Raw genomic sequence first — 17,855 nt, 5'->3', positions numbered from 1 at the left:
TCGGATATAAAGGAGATTTTAAAAATGGCAGAATTCAAAGAGCAAGTATTAGATATTTTAGAAGAAGTATGTGAAAACGATATTGTGAAAGAAAACTTAGATGTTCAATTATTTGAAGAAGGTATCCTTGATTCTTTCGCTGTAGTATCTTTATTAGTTGAATTCCAAGAGCGTTTAGATATTGAAGTTTCTATTTCTGATTTTGACCGTGACGAGTGGGCTACACCAAACATGGTTATTAAAAAGTTGGAAGAAATCCGATGAACAAAGCAAAATTTGGTCCGATGCTTTTAGCATTGGCCCTTTTTGCTGTATTCTTACTTATTCCAACGCGCTTCCTACTTCCACTTTTAAGTGATGAAAAAGTAGAACAAGCTGCTACTTCTTTAAAAGAAGAAAAAATTCAAAGTATGATTTTACAGCAAAAGATGTTAGCAAATCCAAAATATCTTCCGATGTACGGTTCATCGGAATTCGCACGTATGGATGCTTTCCATCCATCTAATTATTTTAAAGTAAAGCCTGAAGGGTTCACACCATTCCTTCTTGGACGCGGCGGAACACAAGACCTTGTACATGTGTTAAACTTCGCATCTACAATGGATCAATTGAAAGATAAGAAAATGGTATTCGTTCTTTCTCCGCAATGGTTTGTACCACAAGGTATTGATGAAACGCACTTTGCACCTAACTTTTCAAAGCAACAAGGTTACCATTTCATTTTCAACAATGATTTAAAACCTGAAATGAAAAAACAAATTGCAAAGCGTTTATTAAACTTTGAGATTGTAAAAAAAGAAACTTTATTAAAAATTTCGCTTGAAGGCATTGCTTATGATGATACGAAGTATAAAGTAAAAGCACTTGCTGCTAAACCTTTCGCTTATATTTATCGTAACATTTTAGATCGTAAAGATTTATTTACAGCTATGTTTAATATTAAACCGCACAAAGAAAAGCTTGATCCTTCATTAAAACAAATGAACTGGGAAGAGGCTCGTAAACATGCGGATCAAACAGGTGCAGTAGAATCTGGATCTAATGAATACGGTATTGAAGATGATTATTTCAATAGCAAAATTAAGAAAAAATTAAAGCAACGTGAAGGTTACTTAAAAAATGATGCTTATGACCAATCGCCAGAATATGAAGATTTACAAATTGTACTTGATTTATTAAAACAATCTGGTGCAAAACCACTCTTCATTTCTGTTCCTGTAAAAGGTCCTTGGTACGACTACGCTGGCTTCCCGAAAGAACGCCGCGAAGCATACTATAAGAAAGTTCATGAGCAAATTGAAAAAGCTGGTTATCCAATTGCCGACTTCTCAAATCATGAATACGATAAATACTTCTTAAAAGATCATATGCACTTAGGTTGGAAAGGCTGGGTTTACATCGACGAAGCCATCCAACAATTTTATAAAGCAAACTAATGAAAAGGCCACTTGAATTACTCAAGTGGTCTTTTTGTATATATTTTGTAATTGCTCGATTGCATTCTCCGCTTCTTTCATAACTCGCTCCACTACATGCTGAGCTGATTCGATTCGTGCCAACGATGCTGCCTGTCCTGCCCAAAGTGACATATATTCTTCCTTATTTTGCTTCGCTGCCTCTTGGCGTATTTTAGAAGTTAATACGTTTTGCACTGGATACATCGGAAGCCCTTCTTCTTTTCCTTCATGTCTCTCTATAAATTCATTCCGGATACCCCGTGCATATTTCCCGGAAAACGCACGAGTTACCGTTGTGCTCGTATCTGTACTATGTAAAACCGCTTCTTTATACACATCGTGCGTAATACTCTCTTCACTTGTTAAAAAGGCCGATCCCATTTGAACACCTTCTGCTCCTAGTGCCAATGCCGCAACAAGCCCTTGTCCGTTCATTACACCACCTGCTGCGACAATTGGGATATGCGGAACAGCCCCTACTAACTGAGGTATTAACGCAAAAGTACCAATCATAGCATCTTGTTCTTTCCCGACAAATGTTCCTCTATGCCCCCCTGCCTCGCTGCCTTGACCGACAATTATATCTACCCCTAATTCTGCAAGTACTTTTGCTTCTGTCACATGGGTAGCTGTTCCGATAACCTTTATTCCACTTCTTTTTAAGTCATCTATTTCTTCTTTTTCTAACGTTTGAAATGCAAAGCTAACGACCGGTACTTTTTCTTCTAATAACACTTGTAATTGTTCCTTATAGCTTTTTGGAAGCTTTAACGTTCCTTCTACTTCTATACCTAATTCTCTATTCACTCCGCTTAGTAATATTTTCGCCTCATTTACCTTCTCTTCTTCTATTTGTATCTCTTTCGTTACAAGTAAATTAACACCGAAAGGCTTATCTGTTAGTTCTCTTATTCTATAAATCGCTTCACCAATTTGTTCTGGGCTCATATAGCCCGCCCCAAGCGTCCCTAATCCTCCGCTATTACTTACTGTTGCAACGAGTTCTGGCGTCGTAATCGCGCCTGCCATACCGGCTTGAACAACGGGATACTCAATTTTTAATATGTCTGTTACTCGACTTGTAAACATCATTTTCCCTCCTATTTCCCTTATATCTTCTTTATTTGATAAGCTTTCCCCTGCTTTTGCAAGGGTTGAACTTCATATGAAGCGAATATATTGAAAGAGAAGGAGGCTGAGCTTAATGATTTATCCAAATGCATTAAAACAAGGTGATACAGTAATGATTATTGCACCATCTGGTCCACCTACAATCGAAAATGTATTAAAAGGTGTGAATGTATTACAAGAGATGGGGTTATCCGTAATAATCGGGAAGAGTGTTTACGAGAAATATGGATTTTTAGCCGGAAGTGATCAAGTTCGGCTTGACGATATACATGAAGCATTTACAAATAATGAAGTGAAGGCAATTTTTTGTGCACGAGGTGGTTATGGAAGTGCTCGTCTTCTTCCTCACATTCAATATGAAGTTATTAGGCAGAATCCAAAAATCTTTTGGGGATATAGCGATATTACAGCTTTACATACTGCTGTTTCACGTTATGCAAAGCTTATAACATTTCATGGTCCGATGATTGAAGAACTAGGAAAAGGTATTGATTCCCTATCTTTATCCTCTTTTAATCAGCTATTCCATCCGTATTCAACCATTTTGTCTGCATCAGAATGTATCGTACCTAGCTCCCACAGTACAGTTACAAGTACGTTAGTTGGAGGAAATTTAGCTGTGTTAGCAAGTATAATTGGCTCGCCCTACGAGATAAATACGGACAATACACTTTTATTACTTGAAGACATTGGTGAAGAACCGTACCGCATTGACCGTATGTTAAATCAGCTACTTTTATCTGGAAAGTTTAATGAATGCAGGGGCGTTATTTTCACAAGTTGTCACGACTGCACTCCTTCAAAGCCATCTCAATCATTGCAAACAATATTATATGAATATTTCGCGCCATATCATATACCTGTCCTATTCGATTTACCAATTGGACATATAAGTCCAAACATCGGTATTCCACTTGGAGCTACAGCGACAATAAACACGAATAATAAAACAGTCTCTATTTCTTCTGGTATAGCCACTTCATATTCAAATTAAAAAGTAAAAGGAAAAGCGATTACGCTTTTCCTTTTACTTATAATAATTAAAAATTCGTCCAGATGCGATATCTGCAATTTCTTCTGGAATAAATGTTTTACTTATATCAGTGCCAACATTTAATACAGCTGTAGCATCTTTCTCAATGCTACCAAATAACTCTTTCCCACGTATCGTAATAAGGGGCGTTCCTTCTGGCAACACATCTTTTACAAATTCCATTTGTGTAAAGAACGGAACGATCCATCTACCTTCTCCTTGGAAATGACGCAAACGAAGTATTCCTTCTGTTGCCCCGTCCTCTGCTTCTAGTGAACCAGCAACATAAAACTCAGTAGATAAGAGCAATTCATAAAATTCCTTTTGCTTCTGTTTATCATCCCCTGCTACAACAAGTACCTCTTCTAATTTCTTTACTGAAATTTGCTCCATATGATGCCACCCCTATTTTCAAAATGATTGTACTTAGATTATACGAAATATTCTTATTTTTTTCTACATAATTCGCAATTATTTTCTTAAAATAATTTTAACACTTCTTTTGTCGTCACAATCGTAGCAAACTCTTCATGTAAATTTACAAGTGTCATATTGTGAATATCTTCTGCACTATACTCTTTACCATCTAAACCTATACGGTTAAAAGTAGCCGTTGCATCACTCACTAAATATGTTGTAAATCCTAAATTCCCTGCCATTCGTGTCGTAGTTTCCACGCAATGATTTGTCGTTAATCCTACAACCACTACTGCATTACATTTGTCCTTTCTTAATTGCTCTTCTAAATTTGTCCCAATGAACGCGCTGTTAACGAATTTCTGAATAACCACTTCACCAAGTAGTGGTTGCACTTCTTCTTTAAAGTTTACCGTTTCCGCTCTCTCATAAAACATTGACTGAGCATTTTCTTTATTTACATGTTGAATATGAAAAACTGGTCGTTTCCTTTTTCTCCATTCTTCTAACAAAATTCTCATGTTTTCTTCAGCAAAAATATTATTTCTCTCGCCCCAATCTGGTAATTGAAATGCCTTTTGTACATCGATTATGATAAGTGCTATTTGATTTGTCATCATTTCCCCCTTAATTTGGCTGTAATTGAAATAGAAAACCAAGTTGTTGTGACGCAGTAATAAAGCAAACATAGGCGCAAAGTTCTACAATTTCTTTTTCTGTCCAATATTGTTTTAAGGCGTGAAACATAGTATCATCTATTGCTTTTCGGTCATGAACAAATGTATGCGCAAAAGTAACGGCTACACCAATCTCCTCTGCCTTTTGCACATCATCAGGTCTTCCCTTTGCCATACAGTACGGACATTCATTCCCATACGCTAATGTTCTTCTCACTTGCTCCTTCAACTCTGCTGAAAGAGTTCCTTTATTGTACAGTGTATCTTCTAACTTACTCCACGAGTGTAATATATCCGAATTATGCCCTAATAACTTTTGAAACTTTGTATCTCCTACATTTGATAATGAAATTCTCTCCATCATTTCCCCTCCTATTTCCTTCTGTTTTATTGTAAAATAAATAACGTTCACTTTACATTTCATATGAATCTTAATTTATATTTTTCCTTTACAAAAATCATTATTTTACTGGAGGTATATTTACAAATGCAACTAGACCGTGTTGATCGAAAAATTTTAAATGAATTATATAATGATAGTCGCCTTTCTATGCGTGAATTGGCGAAACGAGTAAACTTATCTGCTCCGTCTACTTCAGAACGTGTTCGTAAGCTCGAAAGCGAAGGTGTTATTCAAAAATACACAATTGATATTGATTATAAAAAGGCAGGACTAGTTTTAGATTGTATTTTAGAAATCACCTTAAAGAATGGTGATACAACACGTATGCAACAATTTATTCAGTCTTATCCATCTGCAAGTTTTTGTTACCGAGTAACAGGAAGCTTATGCTACATTGTAAAAATTTCTGTTCCTTCACTCGTTGAACTTGAAGAATTTATCAATGATGTTTCTTCATATGCAACGACAGTTTCTCATATCGTATTATCAGAAGTATCTCTTACTCCTGATATTGAACATATCTTCCCAGAAGATTAATTTATTTTTATTCATAAAATATAAAAAAACCCCTTACAATAAGAATAAAAATAATATATTATGTATTAAAATACATAAAGTTCGAGAAAGGGGCTTTACATTGAAAATCTGGTTTTATGAAAAAACGGCACAATTAGATGACTTGCTTGGTATTTGGGACAATGTTCCGACCATCCCGCGAATTGGTGAAAAAGTGGAGATTTTAAAGACAGTCCGCACTGTTACAGATATTAAATATGTAAAGAACGGTAATAATTTTCGTGTAGAAATTATTACAAATTAAAAAGTAGCTCCTAAGAGCTACTTTTTAATTATCTATTATGTGCTTTCTTTATAACGATTTTATCTTCTTCTACAGCTACTGTTACATAATCATTTTCTTCTAACCGAAGCTTATTTACAGCCTCATCTGGTAACTCTATGGCCATCAATCTATCGGTTACGATCACTTGACTATACACTTCATTTTCTTGTGATGAATTCACTACTTTTTGCTCATTTATAAAACGTACTGGTGGCACGCCAACTTCTTTTACTGTACGCCATTGTTTCCAAACATACGGAATTAACCATAGTAATCCAACAACTGTAAGACCGATACCAATCCATAAATTACTTTGCGCTTGTAATTCAGTAATTGAGATTGTACCACTTTCTTCTCCACCGAAAAATTGCATACTTGTTGCAATCAAATTATTTAGAGCGTGCACAGCTATATTCGTCCATATATTTTTTGTCTTTATGTATAAAAGACACATAACGACACCAAACATGAACGCACCAATAACATCAAAATGTCCTAGGCCAAAAATAATTGAAGATATAATTACAGCTTTTTTAATTCCCCATTTATGAGCCATTCGCTGTAAGAAAAATCCCCTAAAAATAACCTCTTCCATAATAGGTGCTAACACACATGCTGAAATGAAAGTAAATATCGTCATATATACGTTACTCGTATTAATAACATTTCCGTCTTCTAGCATAGTAACTAAGAAATTCGGTAACGTATGTGCTAATATGTAAAATTGAATCTGAGATATGCCAACTGAAAAAATCATCCCCATTATCGTTGCTAATACAATTAATCCCCAAGATAAACGTCCTGGCTTATCAAAAAAACTGTTAAATACAACATTATTTTTATTTGTTTTTACGTATAGCCAAAGTAACGGAAATACAAAAAATACAGTTATTTGTGAAATAACCTCCATCGTATTCTCAGAAACATTTGCTAGACCTAATGGTATCATTATAAGGAACACCCCTATAATCATCCATCCAAAAAAGCTACGTAGCCTTATACGTGAAAATGCATAGTGCATATAGAACACCCCCAAAGATAGTAAAAATAAAATAAAACTTTAATCAGTACTTTATAGGCAATCCTTTCCCTATAAATAGCAGGATAACTAAATTATAATATGAATATAGTTGAAATCCTTCCTATTTTTCTCAAATCATTTCAAACAGCATAGCTCTTAAAATACCATATCGCTGTTCTTCAAGTTGCAATCCAAGTGAAATTTATGTAATAAAAATCCCCGTTTTTACAAGCGGGGATTTCTTTTATTATAATACGTCACGTTTTTGGAATAATGCACTTGATGCTACAAGTAACACAACAAAGTATGCAGCTACAAGTAATAATGAAGTTGTAAACGTAAATTCTGTAAATGTTGGTTCCATTCCACCATTGATTAATTTATTACTATCGTAAGCTCTTAAATCCAAATGGTTGAATACTACAAACTTCGCTACACCTTTTGCAAACATTATTAATACCATGTTAATTGCACCTTGTAAGAAGAATAGGAACATCGTAATAATTAATGGTAATACAGACTTTCTAAAGACATTTGCTAGGAAAAATGCAAGTGTTGCAAAAAAGAATGGTGAAAGTAGTTGATATAAAGTGGACTTCATTACGATTCCTAACGTTAATTCTGTTTTACTACCATCCATTACAATACCGCCAATAATCATTGCAATTAGCATACCAGCTAATACGATAAATAACATTGCTAATAACACTGTAATATATTTAGAAAATAAAACTGCAAGTCTTTTTCTTGGACGGATTAACAATTGTTTAATTGTACCTTTTTGGAACTCATCAGTAAGAGTACGGGCAGCAAGTGTAATCCCAAAAATCGTTGTAAATAAAACAATTAAGCCAATCTCTGAGTTTGCATAATCTAAATATGATCCCTTAAACTCATCACCTTTTCCCCACTTCAACATTGCTAAAGTACCTAAAATTTCGAGTGCTGCAATGACACCAATTAAAATATACATACCTTTTTTCGCATGCAACTTTAAAAATTCATTTTGAATTAATTTAAACATTACGCTTTCACTCCCCCAGTAATCGCTAAGAACTCATCCTCTAACGTTTTATTTTGAACAGTAACTCCGTATACAAGCACATCAGCATGAACAAGTTTTTTTACAAGTTGCGGAATGTTGTCTTTTGTTACAGATGCTACAATTACATTCCCTTTTGCTTTACCTTTAATGATTTCATTTGCTTTCTTAACTTCATCTACTTCAAACGCTACAACGACTGCCTCATCATGTTTCACTTTTTCATGTAAGTTGTACTCTTGTACAAACTCACCTTGTTTAATAATAACAACGCGATCACACATTAATTCAATTTCACTCAATAAGTGACTTGATACGATTACAGCAATATTCTCTTCTTTCGCTAAACGTTGTAAATAATCACGAATTTGGCGAATACCAGCTGGATCTAATCCATTTGTCGGCTCATCTAAAATTAAGATTTTCGGCTGATGAAGTAATGCTTGTGCAATTCCTAAACGTTGTTTCATACCAAGTGAATATGTTTTCACCTTTTTATGAATCGCATGCTCTAATTCAACAAGCTTTACAATCTCAGCAATGCGCTCTTTACTAATTGGAGTAATGGCCATGTTCGCAAAATGCTTTAAGTTTTGCATTCCTGTCATATAATCATATAGTTCAGGATTTTCTACAATCGCTCCAATTTGCTCTAGTGCCTTTTCACGCTCCGAGCGAATACTATGTCCACAAATTGTAATATCGCCCTCTGTCATTGAAATAAGACCTGTCATCATACGGATCGTCGTCGTCTTACCGCTACCGTTCGGCCCAAGGAATCCGTATACTTCTCCTTCACGAACCTCAAATGATAAACCACGAATAATTTCCGTTCCACCAATCCTTTTTCGAACATTCTCTAACTTTACTACTACGTTTCCCAATGCTGATTCCTCCTTTAGACTTCTAGTTTTTTATCGACTATGTGACCTGTAACTACTAGTAATATAATTGTTAATAAACAATTAAAAAATAGATTTAAAATTGTAATCTCTGTACCAGAATAAAATGATGTATTTAAAAAACCATTTTGATCTATAAATCCAATATTATTTATAGCAAACACATACTTTTCTATTTGCTGAAAAATATACGTTATTCCTCCATTAAATGCGGTAAAAATGACGAATAAAACTAAACAAGCAACTTTATTCATCGATGATTTCACATTTAATAGTTTTACAATTACTATAATAAAATAAATAGAAACTAGCATATTAAGAAAATCTAGTCCCCATAAGAAAATAGATAACATATGATGTAATATTCCATAATTATATAAACTGTGTATTGCTTGCTGAATACCTAAATTAGTTTTTCCATTGTAAATATTTAAAGAAAAATAGTATAGAAAAATGATTCCTATTCCTAGCAAAATCATAAAGAGTAGTACACAGAATAAAATATTTGCACATATATACTTTTTTGCTGAAATAGAAGTATAACGTAGCATAGAATTTTTTAACATTTTCCGAAAAGACGATATACCTGTTAAAAGAATTGCAAATCCATTTATACCTAGTACGATAAAGAATATAATAATAATTATATCTTGCCTACCTGAAATTCTAACTCCTGAAACTCCTTTCATATTAAATAAAAGAATTAATGAAACTGTAATAAAGCCAAAGTAAATAATGGCTATCTTTCTCTTATTACAATTATACAGATAAAGAAAAAGCTGACTCATTTCTCATAGGCCTCCTTAAACAGCTCATGTACTGCTTTCCCCTTTTGAAATCGTAGTTCTTCCACATTTTCATGTAATATTATTTCTCCATCTTTCAAAAAGATTACTTCATCGAATATATTTTCGATTTCTCTTATTAAATGAGTCGATATAAGTAGCGTACAATCTTCACGATAAAATTTAAGTATTAACTCAAGTACATGTTCTCTAGAAACAAGATCTATCCCGCCCAACGGCTCATCCAGTACGTATAGCTTCGCTTTTCGAGAAAATGTTAAAATGATTTGCAGCTTCTCTATCATACCTTTTGACAATGCTGTAATTTTTTCTTCTAACGGTATTTTAAATTCTGCAATCGTATCTACCGCTTTTTGAATATCGAAGTCTTTATAAAAATCCCGGTAGAAAAATAAAGCGTCTTTTACAGTCATCCAATCATCAAAGACTGGCTTATCGGACATGAATGAAACGATTTCTTTCGTCTGTAATCCTACCTTTTTACCGTCTATTGTGATACTGCCTTCAGAAGGGTGTTGCAAGCCTGCAATCATTTTCAATAACGTCGTTTTCCCGCTCCCGTTATCTCCAACAAGCCCAACGATTTTCCCTTCCGTAATCTCTATGTTTAATTCACGGATCACTGCTTTTAATCCGTATCTCTTCCATAAGTTTTCTATTTTTAATAGCTCTGTCATTGGCTCTCCTCCCTCTTATCATGTAATGAAGAACGAAGAATTGTAAGAATTTCTTCTTCTGAAAAACCTAAATTGTCCATTCCATCTATAAAAGAATGAAGTAATTCTTTCGCCATCTCTTTTCGCAGCTCCATAATTTTCTCCCCTTCATTCGTTACATACCGTCCCATTCCTCTACGTGTTACAACAACTCCATCCCGTTCTAGCTCTTGAAATGTACGCTGAATCGTATTTGGATTCACTTGTAATTCACTCGCTAATTCACGGACAGAGGGAATTTTATCACCAGGCAATAAATGTCCTGTTACGATCTCTTTTTTTATGTATTCCATTACCTGAATGTAAATTGGTATATTTGGAGAAAACTCTATTTTCATTTCTTCCCTCCTTTTGTATCAGTGTACTAGTTAAATAATACACTGATACAAAAAGTTTGTAAATACCCATTTAATTACAAAAAGTTCTATCCGTTAACCGAATAGAACTTCCCAAACATAAATCACTATACAGAAATAATAGTGTTATGTAAACAAAATTATAAAGAAAAGCTGTCTTATCAATGAATAAGACAGCTTTTCTTTATAATCCTATATCAAAAGTTAAACACGAAGTCATCGTCAGCTAACTTTTCAACGTTCGTTGCTTTTACGTAACCATTTCCTTTTACAGAGAAGAAATCATGGTTTTTCGTATCTGTACGTAAACCATTTAAAACGATTGGGTTAATTTCTTCTTCTTCAAACTTCGGCTCAAGTCCTAAGTTCATAAGCCCTTTATTCGCATTGTAACGAACGAAACGATTTACATCTTCTACAAGACCGATAGAAGTGTAAATTTCTTCTGTATAGGCCATTTCAATTTCATATAGTTCCATTAATAACTCTTGTGTTTCTTTTTGCACTTCTTGTTGCTCTTCTGCAGAAAGTTCTGCGAAGATTTGTTGTGCTAAAATACCGACGAATACGCCGTGAATTGACTCATCACGAATTATCAAGTTAATAATCTCACCACTTGCTGTTAGTTTTCCTTGACCAGCTAAGTAAAGCGGATAGAAGAATCCACTATAGAATAAATAACTTTCTAAGAACACACTTGCTACCATTGCCATATATAGCTCTTTTTTCGTTACTTCAGGCTTTAACAAACGACGATAGTAACCAGTAATAATACCGGCCTTTTTCTCAAGTAATGGATGATTGTCTACCCAGTCAAAAATATCATCAATTTCTTCTTCAGTAGCTAACGTTGTAAAGATATGACTGTAACTCTTCGCATGTACTTCTTCCATAGCTCCCATGAAAGCTAATACACTTTTCGCTTGTAAATTTTCAAGATGAACAAGTACAAGTGGCATTCCTTCGCCACCTTGTTTCGTATCTAAAAGTGTTAAACCACCTAATACACGCTTATAAGCAATTTGCTCTTCTTTCGATAATTGCACCCAAGTATTTTTGTCAGACGAAACCGCAATTTCTTCTTCTGTCCAAAACTGAGCGATGTTTTGCTTCCAAAACATTAAACTAAAATCATCTTCTTTTTTGTTCCAGTTTACCGCACGCATTAAATCGCCCCTTCTCTAAATATGATAACTAAGCATGAGCAGGGTTCAGAAAACCCTGCTCATCATGTCTCACTTTTTATATTAAACGGTACAAGCCACACACTCTTCCACGCTTAATTTACGTGTTCTCGTATAATACAGACTCTTTAAGCCTTTTTTATGTGCATAGATGTAGTAACGTGCTAATTCACGTGTTGAAATATCACTATTAACGTAAAGAATTGTACTAATTCCTTGGTCAATATGTTCTTGAATTTCTGCGATTAAATCAATTAATTTAAACTGATTCATATCGTAAGAAGATTTATAGTACCAGAACGTATCTTTTGATAAATACGGCATTGGATAATATGTTGTCGCGTTCGCATATGTTCTTGATTCGATTTGACTTACAATCGGCATTACGCTTGAAGTTGCATTTTGAACGTAACTGATTGATTGTGTTGGAGCAATGGCAAGACGATATGAGTTGTATAAACCATTCTTTTGCACTTGCTCTTTTAAACTTGTCCAATCTTCTTTTGTTGGAATATGAATTCCTTCAAATAGTTGCTGAACTTTTTCAGTTACTGGGCTGTAATCTGTCGTTTCATACTTTTCAAAGTATGTGCCATTCGCATAATCAGATTTATCGAAGTCTTTAAATGTCTCGCCTTTTTCTGTAGCGATTTCCATACTTTTCTCAATAGAGTAGTAATTTAACATCATAAAGAATGTACGAGCGAATTCTTTCGCTTCTGCACTTTCATAAGCGATTTTATTTTTTGCTAAATACCCGTGTAAATTCATTGCTCCAAGTCCAACTGAATGAAGCTCGTCATTTGCTTTTTTCACGGTTGGTGCATTCGGAATGATCGTCATATCAGAAACAGCTGTTAAAGCTTCCATTCCTGCATGAACCGCTTCACGAATTTCTTTATTTTCCATTACGTTTACGATATTTAACGATCCTAAGTTACAGTTAATATCACGACGGATAATGTCATCTGTACCGTAATCATTTATTTCTGAAGTTTCTTGAAGCTGGAAGATTTCTGTACATAAGTTCGACATCTTCACAGTTCCAATATCCTTCAATGGATGTTGATTATTTGCATTTGATTTAAACATTAAGTATGGGTAACCAGACTCAAGCTGAATCATAGCGATTTTAATAAGCATATCACGTGCACTAATATCTAGTGGCTTCTTCTTCACTTTCGGATTGCTCATTAATTCATCGTACATTTCATCAATATCAATATCATCTAAATGCTTGCCATATTCTTTATAAACCGTATAAGGTGCGAAAACATGGAAAGGCTCATTTTTCTCAGCAAGCTCAAAGAACTTACTTGGAACGATAATTCCGATTGATAGAGACTGAATACGGCTCTTCTCATCGGCATTTATTTTTTTTGTATCAAGGAATTCAATAATATCCCAATGGAAAATGTTTAAATATACTGCACCGGCACCTTTTCGTTGGCCAAGTTGATTCGCATATGAAAACGAATCTTCAAGCAATTTCATAACAGGTACTACACCACTTGCAGCATTGTCGATACCTTTAATTTGCTCACCACGTGCGCGTAGCTTAGATAAGTTTAAAGCTACTCCCCCGCCGATTTTCGATAATTGCATCGCAGTATTAATGTTAAAGCCGATCGAATTTAAGCTATCGTCCATCTCTAACAAGAAACAAGACACCATTTCTCCTCTTCTGCTTCTTCCCGCATTTAAAAAGGTTGGTGTCGCTGGTTGGTAGTTTTGTTTTACAATCATGCTTGCGAATTGTCTTGCCTTCGAAACATCACCGCGTCCTAAGTATAATGAAACAATTGCTACACGATCTTCATAGCTTTCTAAGTATTGTTTTTGATCATTCGTTTTTAACGCATAATCTTTGTAGAACTTAGATGCTGCCATATAAGATTGGAACTCGAAGTTTTCACCATAAGCGATGTTATATACTTCCTCTACTTCCTCCAAGCTATACTCGTCCAGAACGTTGTAATAGTAATCATGTTCTTTCATATACTCCATTCGCTCTGCCACGCTATTAAAAGGAACGGTATTCTCTCTAGCTTCTTCCATAAAGACTTCTAATGCCTCTTTATCTTTATGAAGCTGATAAAAACCGTCCTGCATTTGCGTGATTTCATTATTCAGTTCAATGTGTCGCAATCTCCCGCACCCTTTCCTTAAAATATTCTACATCGTTATTTGTTCCAGATAACTCAAATTTTGATACAATAGGCACTTCATATTTAGTAGAAATCTTGTCAGCACTTGCACCGAACATGTCTCCCCAGTTACGATTGCCGCTTGCAGATACGCCTTTTAATTTTTCATTATTGCGCTCTAAAAAGTCTAAAACACGTTCTGGTACATTGCCAAAACCTGTTGTATACGTAATAAGAATAAAGTCTTCATCTATTACTAGATCTTCATCAATTTGAACGGCCGGCATATTTAATTTGTGAATGAAACGCTTCACGTTTCCTGTCATAGAATCATATGCAACTAACATTTCCGACCCTCCCTCTCAAATCTATATTCTCTATATGTTGTTCTTGATTTCTCTATATATTGTATTACGTTTCAAAATAAGACACAAGATATATGTATAAATTCTTTCTTTTTTTAACTTTTACTTTTCGACATGATAGCCGTTTTTTTTCAATACAATGACTATGAAACAACATTCTAAAACTCATGTCAATAAAGTGCTTTTCAAAAAAGTTGTCAACGAATTTAACCTTATTTTTAAAAAAGTTAACAATATATTTTGTCATAAAACGGTAGATGCTGAAGAAATATATTTCTCCAGCATCACGCAAAAAAGAACAGATATAAAACGATAATCTGCTCTAAAAAACGATTACATTTATCAAATTTACCTTATTAAATATATTATACATATACTTTCGTCTCTCGTTACATACTAAAAGATAACTATTATAGAAAAAGATTATTATTATGGAACTTCAATTTATTTATGAAAAGTTTATTCAGAGTGCTCAATACGCAAAATATCTTTTACAAATATGTGATGTGGATTTTCATCTTTATCAAGCATTGTACATACAGGAGCCTCTTCATCAAAGTATACAATCATTCCTTCTACATACTGATATGTATGTTGAACTTGTACAGTTACTTTAATTTCTATCGCTTCTTCATATGCTCTTTTTATTTTCTGAAGCATTTTTGCTGAACATTTTCGTTTCTCTGGATACATAACCATTCCCATAAATCTATTGCCGGCTCTATCTTTCCACATATAATCCCAATGTGGTAAAATGCCTTGTTTAAAATCGCCCATAATTCCCCTCTCCTTTATCTTTTATTTATTCCGCATTAAACGTCCAGTTGGTGAAGGTTACTAATCAGTGAGGGATGCCCTGCTGATCAAAATTCCCCTTTATGAACGTGGCGTTTCTGAATATGTATAAATCACTTGCCCGCCTCGCTGTGCGTTACCAATGAAATGCTTAAAGTCTTCTCTATTTACAACAACTTCTCTGAACGTATAAAATACATCTTTCGTAACAACATACTCCGTTATTTCACCATTTTTCAGCTGATCTAAAATTGTATTTGCTAATTCTTTATCCATGTATTTCACCTCTCTGCAATATTTTATTCTATCGTATATTCTATAGGTCAACAACTGTAAAATTATCCCGCTATTTGCGGGTAGTCCGATTGGTGTTGACTACTAATCAGTCGTGGAATGAACAAAAAATCTTACTGATTAACATTTCACTTTATCTTGTTGTTATGCCATGATTTTATTTTCGTTATTTCGCAAACAATATCGTTTTACTATATGTCCACTAAATATCATATACTAACATAGCTACTTCTCTATATCAAACATTTCGGCATTCAATTATGCAAAGTTCCATACCACTATGCTACAATATACAAATAGAACTAGGAGGGATACTATGATTCGGAAAGCAAAAAAGACAGATGCAATGGCAATAGCTCCTTTATTGTATAATGCTCTGCATGAAATTGCTGAAAAAATCACAGGTAGCACAGTTGAAGCAGAAGTATTACTAGGACTTGAGACATGGTTCTCAAAAGAAAATAACCGTCTGAGCTACGAAAACTGTTTTATTTATGAACAAGACGAAAGTGCAGTTGGAATTATTGTCGCTTATCACGGTAGTGAAGCAACACAGCTTGACGCACCAATTGTACATCACTTAAGAGAATTACATAAAGATGAATCGATTACGTTAGAAAAAGAAGCTGAGCTTGATGAGTATTACATTGATACATTATCAGTTTCAAGTGCACACGGTGGAAAAGGTATTGGTTCTAAATTAATTGAAGCTGCCGAAATCTATGCAACTGAAAAAGGGCATGAAAAAATCGCTTTACTTGTTAATTTAGAAAACAAACGCGCCTATTCACTATACGAAAAGTTAGGTTATAAAAAAGATGAAATTGTTATGCTAGTAGGCGAACCTTATGCTCATCTCGTAAAACCATTAAACGTCAAAATTTCTATATCTTAAAAAGAAAGCACACGATTTATATAAATCGTGTGCTTTTATGTTAAATTCGTATTTAATATATTTCCATCCATCGCCTCGTGAAACGTATATGTTGTACATCCCCATGGCTTTCTATGCAAAATAGGAGAACCAGACCATCCCATTGCCCTCAGCTCCGTTCCAATCATCGAATTAAAATAATTATGACCTACAAGAGCAATACTTCCATGTACGAGAGCATAACGATGTAACAGGTAAGCCGCTTGCCTTGCCCTCTCTCTTACTTCCTTATAAGACTCAACATCTTTATGGTAGCCAAGTATCCATAATGTGCGCCCAATGAACATCCATACCTTAATTGTGCATTTCAACCACTTCGGAGCAAAAAAGTATGAAGGAACTTCAGCTTCTCTAAAAAGAGAGTTTTGCATAAAAGATAAAGAATCCGTTAATTCAGCTGCTGATTGTACAGCACGCCTTTGATCACTTGTTAAGACAAATTTCGCTGCTTCAATTGCCTCTATTGTTTCTATCGGCATTTTAGCTTTTTGTATCATTGACTCGGAATCATACTGTTTCATCCATTCGTGAAATGAATTAATTGTCATCGGTTCTCCTATACGACCTAAACAACCATGACGAATAAAAGAAATCTTCATTCTTTTCACTCTCCATTCATCACTTACGAACTCTATTATGCACTAGTTCTAAACATCATACCACGCAAGAAAAGAAAGTCATATACCTTTACATCTCCCCACCACTATCATGCGTTATCGAAGCATGGATACCATCCATCCCATCAAAATATGTACTCGTATCATATTGACGAATCTTTTTTAAATGCATATAAGAAAATAAAAATAAAATTAAAGCTATAACACTCCCCACAAATTCAAACATCATTTTACCGCCTCTAATTTCTCCCACTTCAGCAGGTTATTCTACTTTTTCATTATACCTCGATATAAAGATTCCCGCATTTTTGCTATTTTTTTCAAATAACATGGATTTTCTACATATTTTCTTACAAAAAGTGAATATTTTTCGAATTTTTACTTTGGAAACATTTACAAAGTAGGAAATATGGTTCAAAATAGGAGGAAATAAAAAAACCCAAATTTATTCTTTTTTTGGGAAAACTGTAACAAGGAGAGTTGCTTATGCAGATCGCAGAAACTGGAGATATCATCGAATTTAAAGGTGGAATGCAAGGCCGTGTTCAAAAAGTAAATCAAAACTCTGTTATTGTTGATATAACAATTATGAAGAATTTTAGAGAACTAGATATGGAACCTCTTACAGTTGTAAGTCATAAAAACTATACTGTCATTAATCAAAATGCATAATATAATAGAAAGAAAGAGCCTGTATACTATACAGGCTCTTTCTTT

At 34.3% G+C, this 17,855-nt stretch carries 24 protein-coding genes; 7 read left to right on the top strand and 17 right to left on the bottom strand.

Annotated elements, in window-relative coordinates; translation table 11 throughout:
* The first annotated feature begins 24 nt into the window (after window positions 1-24).
* Both dltC and dltD read left to right on the top strand, forming a co-directional pair.
* On the top strand, window positions 25-264 hold the full coding sequence (gene dltC, locus OXT04_RS00300; protein WP_000807310.1) for a D-alanine--poly(phosphoribitol) ligase subunit DltC: 240 nt from the start codon (window positions 25-27) through the stop codon (window positions 262-264).
* Window positions 261-1,436 carry a D-alanyl-lipoteichoic acid biosynthesis protein DltD gene (gene dltD, locus OXT04_RS00295; RefSeq protein ID WP_001030287.1) on the top strand — a complete coding sequence of 392 codons (1,176 nt, stop codon included), beginning with the start codon at window positions 261-263 and terminating at the stop codon, window positions 1,434-1,436. The genes dltC and dltD overlap by 4 nt, the downstream gene beginning before the upstream one ends.
* A 21-nt stretch (window positions 1,437-1,457) precedes the next feature.
* On the opposite strand, the gene OXT04_RS00290 is transcribed toward dltD, so the two are convergent.
* Window positions 1,458-2,546 carry an NAD(P)H-dependent flavin oxidoreductase gene (locus tag OXT04_RS00290; RefSeq protein WP_098447271.1) on the bottom strand — a complete coding sequence of 363 codons (1,089 nt, stop codon included), beginning with the start codon at window positions 2,544-2,546 and terminating at the stop codon, window positions 1,458-1,460.
* A 115-nt stretch (window positions 2,547-2,661) separates the two neighbouring features.
* Here OXT04_RS00290 and OXT04_RS00285 point away from each other — a divergent pair, with 115 nt between their 5' ends.
* A complete protein-coding gene (locus OXT04_RS00285; protein WP_000640064.1) occupies window positions 2,662-3,582 on the top strand; it encodes a S66 peptidase family protein in 921 nt (306 codons plus the stop codon).
* Window positions 3,583-3,615: 33 nt separating this feature from the next.
* Here the strand turns inward: OXT04_RS00285 and OXT04_RS00280 are convergent, their stop codons facing one another.
* The 3 genes from OXT04_RS00280 to OXT04_RS00270 form a co-directional block, all read right to left on the bottom strand.
* Window positions 3,616-4,014, bottom strand: coding sequence for an SseB family protein (locus OXT04_RS00280; protein WP_000435265.1), 399 nt, complete (start codon window positions 4,012-4,014; stop codon window positions 3,616-3,618).
* A gap of 86 nt (window positions 4,015-4,100) precedes the next feature.
* A complete protein-coding gene (locus OXT04_RS00275; protein ID WP_267412590.1) occupies window positions 4,101-4,655 on the bottom strand; it encodes a cysteine hydrolase family protein in 555 nt (184 codons plus the stop codon).
* A gap of 10 nt (window positions 4,656-4,665) precedes the next feature.
* A complete protein-coding gene (locus OXT04_RS00270) occupies window positions 4,666-5,076 on the bottom strand; it encodes a carboxymuconolactone decarboxylase family protein (RefSeq protein ID WP_016082359.1) in 411 nt (136 codons plus the stop codon).
* Between the two features lie 126 nt (window positions 5,077-5,202).
* Here OXT04_RS00270 and OXT04_RS00265 point away from each other — a divergent pair, with 126 nt between their 5' ends.
* Together OXT04_RS00265 and OXT04_RS00260 are read left to right on the top strand one after the other, a co-directional pair.
* Window positions 5,203-5,655 (top strand): Lrp/AsnC family transcriptional regulator, encoded by a 453-nt coding sequence (locus tag OXT04_RS00265; protein WP_001175505.1) that lies wholly within the window; start codon window positions 5,203-5,205, stop codon window positions 5,653-5,655.
* A gap of 100 nt (window positions 5,656-5,755) precedes the next feature.
* Window positions 5,756-5,938 carry a DUF3913 family protein gene (locus OXT04_RS00260; RefSeq protein WP_000707107.1) on the top strand — a complete coding sequence of 61 codons (183 nt, stop codon included), beginning with the start codon at window positions 5,756-5,758 and terminating at the stop codon, window positions 5,936-5,938.
* Between the two features lie 28 nt (window positions 5,939-5,966).
* On the opposite strand, the gene OXT04_RS00255 is transcribed toward OXT04_RS00260, so the two are convergent.
* From OXT04_RS00255 to OXT04_RS00205, 11 genes are all read right to left on the bottom strand, one after another.
* Window positions 5,967-6,980, bottom strand: coding sequence for a CPBP family intramembrane glutamic endopeptidase (locus tag OXT04_RS00255; protein WP_000558812.1), 1,014 nt, complete (start codon window positions 6,978-6,980; stop codon window positions 5,967-5,969).
* A gap of 247 nt (window positions 6,981-7,227) precedes the next feature.
* Window positions 7,228-8,004: an ABC transporter permease gene (locus OXT04_RS00250; protein WP_000475427.1), complete on the bottom strand. Its 777-nt coding sequence runs from the start codon at window positions 8,002-8,004 to the stop codon at window positions 7,228-7,230.
* Complete coding sequence (locus tag OXT04_RS00245; RefSeq protein WP_098447272.1) at window positions 8,004-8,906, bottom strand: ABC transporter ATP-binding protein; 903 nt, start codon at window positions 8,904-8,906, stop codon at window positions 8,004-8,006. Before OXT04_RS00245 ends, OXT04_RS00250 begins: the two co-directional genes overlap by 1 nt.
* A gap of 14 nt (window positions 8,907-8,920) precedes the next feature.
* A complete protein-coding gene (locus tag OXT04_RS00240; protein WP_000080431.1) occupies window positions 8,921-9,712 on the bottom strand; it encodes a hypothetical protein in 792 nt (263 codons plus the stop codon).
* The gene (locus OXT04_RS00235) at window positions 9,709-10,407 is read right to left on the bottom strand and encodes an ABC transporter ATP-binding protein (protein WP_000137746.1); all 699 of its coding nucleotides are present in this window, start codon (window positions 10,405-10,407) and stop codon (window positions 9,709-9,711) included. The genes OXT04_RS00240 and OXT04_RS00235 overlap by 4 nt, the downstream gene beginning before the upstream one ends.
* Window positions 10,404-10,784, bottom strand: a complete 381-nt coding sequence (locus tag OXT04_RS00230) for a GntR family transcriptional regulator (protein WP_000687503.1) — start codon at window positions 10,782-10,784, stop codon at window positions 10,404-10,406. Before OXT04_RS00230 ends, OXT04_RS00235 begins: the two co-directional genes overlap by 4 nt.
* Window positions 10,785-10,999: 215 nt before the next feature.
* Window positions 11,000-11,968, bottom strand: coding sequence for a class 1b ribonucleoside-diphosphate reductase subunit beta (gene nrdF / locus OXT04_RS00225; RefSeq protein ID WP_001203025.1), 969 nt, complete (start codon window positions 11,966-11,968; stop codon window positions 11,000-11,002).
* Between the two features lie 81 nt (window positions 11,969-12,049).
* Complete coding sequence (gene nrdE, locus OXT04_RS00220; RefSeq protein WP_001215839.1) at window positions 12,050-14,134, bottom strand: class 1b ribonucleoside-diphosphate reductase subunit alpha; 2,085 nt, start codon at window positions 14,132-14,134, stop codon at window positions 12,050-12,052.
* Window positions 14,121-14,480 carry a class Ib ribonucleoside-diphosphate reductase assembly flavoprotein NrdI gene (gene nrdI, locus OXT04_RS00215; RefSeq protein ID WP_000959447.1) on the bottom strand — a complete coding sequence of 120 codons (360 nt, stop codon included), beginning with the start codon at window positions 14,478-14,480 and terminating at the stop codon, window positions 14,121-14,123. The genes nrdE and nrdI overlap by 14 nt, the downstream gene beginning before the upstream one ends.
* A gap of 477 nt (window positions 14,481-14,957) precedes the next feature.
* Window positions 14,958-15,275, bottom strand: coding sequence for a hypothetical protein (locus OXT04_RS00210; protein WP_000502199.1), 318 nt, complete (start codon window positions 15,273-15,275; stop codon window positions 14,958-14,960).
* Window positions 15,276-15,374: 99 nt separating this feature from the next.
* Window positions 15,375-15,569, bottom strand: a complete 195-nt coding sequence (locus OXT04_RS00205) for a hypothetical protein (RefSeq protein WP_000356686.1) — start codon at window positions 15,567-15,569, stop codon at window positions 15,375-15,377.
* A 334-nt stretch (window positions 15,570-15,903) separates the two neighbouring features.
* On the opposite strand from OXT04_RS00205, the gene OXT04_RS00200 reads away from it, so the two are divergent.
* On the top strand, window positions 15,904-16,482 hold the full coding sequence (locus OXT04_RS00200; protein ID WP_000619546.1) for a GNAT family N-acetyltransferase: 579 nt from the start codon (window positions 15,904-15,906) through the stop codon (window positions 16,480-16,482).
* Between the two features lie 35 nt (window positions 16,483-16,517).
* On the opposite strand, the gene OXT04_RS00195 is transcribed toward OXT04_RS00200, so the two are convergent.
* Together OXT04_RS00195 and OXT04_RS00190 are read right to left on the bottom strand one after the other, a co-directional pair.
* The gene (locus OXT04_RS00195; RefSeq protein WP_098255476.1) at window positions 16,518-17,120 is read right to left on the bottom strand and encodes a histidine phosphatase family protein; all 603 of its coding nucleotides are present in this window, start codon (window positions 17,118-17,120) and stop codon (window positions 16,518-16,520) included.
* 88 nt (window positions 17,121-17,208) lie between these two features.
* On the bottom strand, window positions 17,209-17,364 hold the full coding sequence (locus tag OXT04_RS00190; RefSeq protein ID WP_000461432.1) for a hypothetical protein: 156 nt from the start codon (window positions 17,362-17,364) through the stop codon (window positions 17,209-17,211).
* 260 nt (window positions 17,365-17,624) lie between these two features.
* Here OXT04_RS00190 and OXT04_RS00185 point away from each other — a divergent pair, with 260 nt between their 5' ends.
* Window positions 17,625-17,810, top strand: coding sequence for a YkvS family protein (locus OXT04_RS00185; RefSeq protein ID WP_001165082.1), 186 nt, complete (start codon window positions 17,625-17,627; stop codon window positions 17,808-17,810).
* Window positions 17,811-17,855 lie beyond the last annotated feature (45 nt).

Origin of the sequence: Bacillus sp. GC_Bacil_1 (assembly GCF_026540675.1) — a bacterium.
Taxonomy (GTDB): Bacteria; Bacillota; Bacilli; order Bacillales; family Bacillaceae_G; genus Bacillus_A; species Bacillus_A cereus.
The sequence above is the reverse complement of the archived record's forward strand: the minus strand, read 5'-3'. Positions and strand labels throughout refer to the sequence as shown.

Bases quoted from the DNA above. Each gene is read 5' to 3' on its own strand.
- dltC (WP_000807310.1), top strand. From the start codon at position 25: ATGGCAGAATTCAAAGAGCAAGTATTAGATATTTTAGAAGAAGTATGT.
- dltD (WP_001030287.1), top strand. From the start codon at position 261: ATGAACAAAGCAAAATTTGGTCCGATGCTTTTAGCATTGGCCCTTTTT.
- OXT04_RS00290 (WP_098447271.1), bottom strand. From the start codon at position 2,546: ATGTTTACAAGTCGAGTAACAGACATATTAAAAATTGAGTATCCCGTT.
- OXT04_RS00285 (WP_000640064.1), top strand. From the start codon at position 2,662: ATGATTTATCCAAATGCATTAAAACAAGGTGATACAGTAATGATTATT.
- OXT04_RS00280 (WP_000435265.1), bottom strand. From the start codon at position 4,014: ATGGAGCAAATTTCAGTAAAGAAATTAGAAGAGGTACTTGTTGTAGCA.
- OXT04_RS00275 (WP_267412590.1), bottom strand. From the start codon at position 4,655: ATGACAAATCAAATAGCACTTATCATAATCGATGTACAAAAGGCATTT.
- OXT04_RS00270 (WP_016082359.1), bottom strand. From the start codon at position 5,076: ATGGAGAGAATTTCATTATCAAATGTAGGAGATACAAAGTTTCAAAAG.
- OXT04_RS00265 (WP_001175505.1), top strand. From the start codon at position 5,203: ATGCAACTAGACCGTGTTGATCGAAAAATTTTAAATGAATTATATAAT.
- OXT04_RS00255 (WP_000558812.1), bottom strand. From the start codon at position 6,980: ATGCACTATGCATTTTCACGTATAAGGCTACGTAGCTTTTTTGGATGG.
- OXT04_RS00250 (WP_000475427.1), bottom strand. From the start codon at position 8,004: ATGTTTAAATTAATTCAAAATGAATTTTTAAAGTTGCATGCGAAAAAA.
- OXT04_RS00240 (WP_000080431.1), bottom strand. From the start codon at position 9,712: ATGAGTCAGCTTTTTCTTTATCTGTATAATTGTAATAAGAGAAAGATA.
- OXT04_RS00235 (WP_000137746.1), bottom strand. From the start codon at position 10,407: ATGACAGAGCTATTAAAAATAGAAAACTTATGGAAGAGATACGGATTA.
- OXT04_RS00230 (WP_000687503.1), bottom strand. From the start codon at position 10,784: ATGAAAATAGAGTTTTCTCCAAATATACCAATTTACATTCAGGTAATG.
- nrdF (WP_001203025.1), bottom strand. From the start codon at position 11,968: ATGCGTGCGGTAAACTGGAACAAAAAAGAAGATGATTTTAGTTTAATG.
- nrdI (WP_000959447.1), bottom strand. From the start codon at position 14,480: ATGTTAGTTGCATATGATTCTATGACAGGAAACGTGAAGCGTTTCATT.
- OXT04_RS00210 (WP_000502199.1), bottom strand. From the start codon at position 15,275: ATGGGCGATTTTAAACAAGGCATTTTACCACATTGGGATTATATGTGG.
- OXT04_RS00205 (WP_000356686.1), bottom strand. From the start codon at position 15,569: ATGGATAAAGAATTAGCAAATACAATTTTAGATCAGCTGAAAAATGGT.
- OXT04_RS00200 (WP_000619546.1), top strand. From the start codon at position 15,904: ATGATTCGGAAAGCAAAAAAGACAGATGCAATGGCAATAGCTCCTTTA.
- OXT04_RS00195 (WP_098255476.1), bottom strand. From the start codon at position 17,120: ATGAAGATTTCTTTTATTCGTCATGGTTGTTTAGGTCGTATAGGAGAA.
- OXT04_RS00190 (WP_000461432.1), bottom strand. From the start codon at position 17,364: ATGTTTGAATTTGTGGGGAGTGTTATAGCTTTAATTTTATTTTTATTT.
- OXT04_RS00185 (WP_001165082.1), top strand. From the start codon at position 17,625: ATGCAGATCGCAGAAACTGGAGATATCATCGAATTTAAAGGTGGAATG.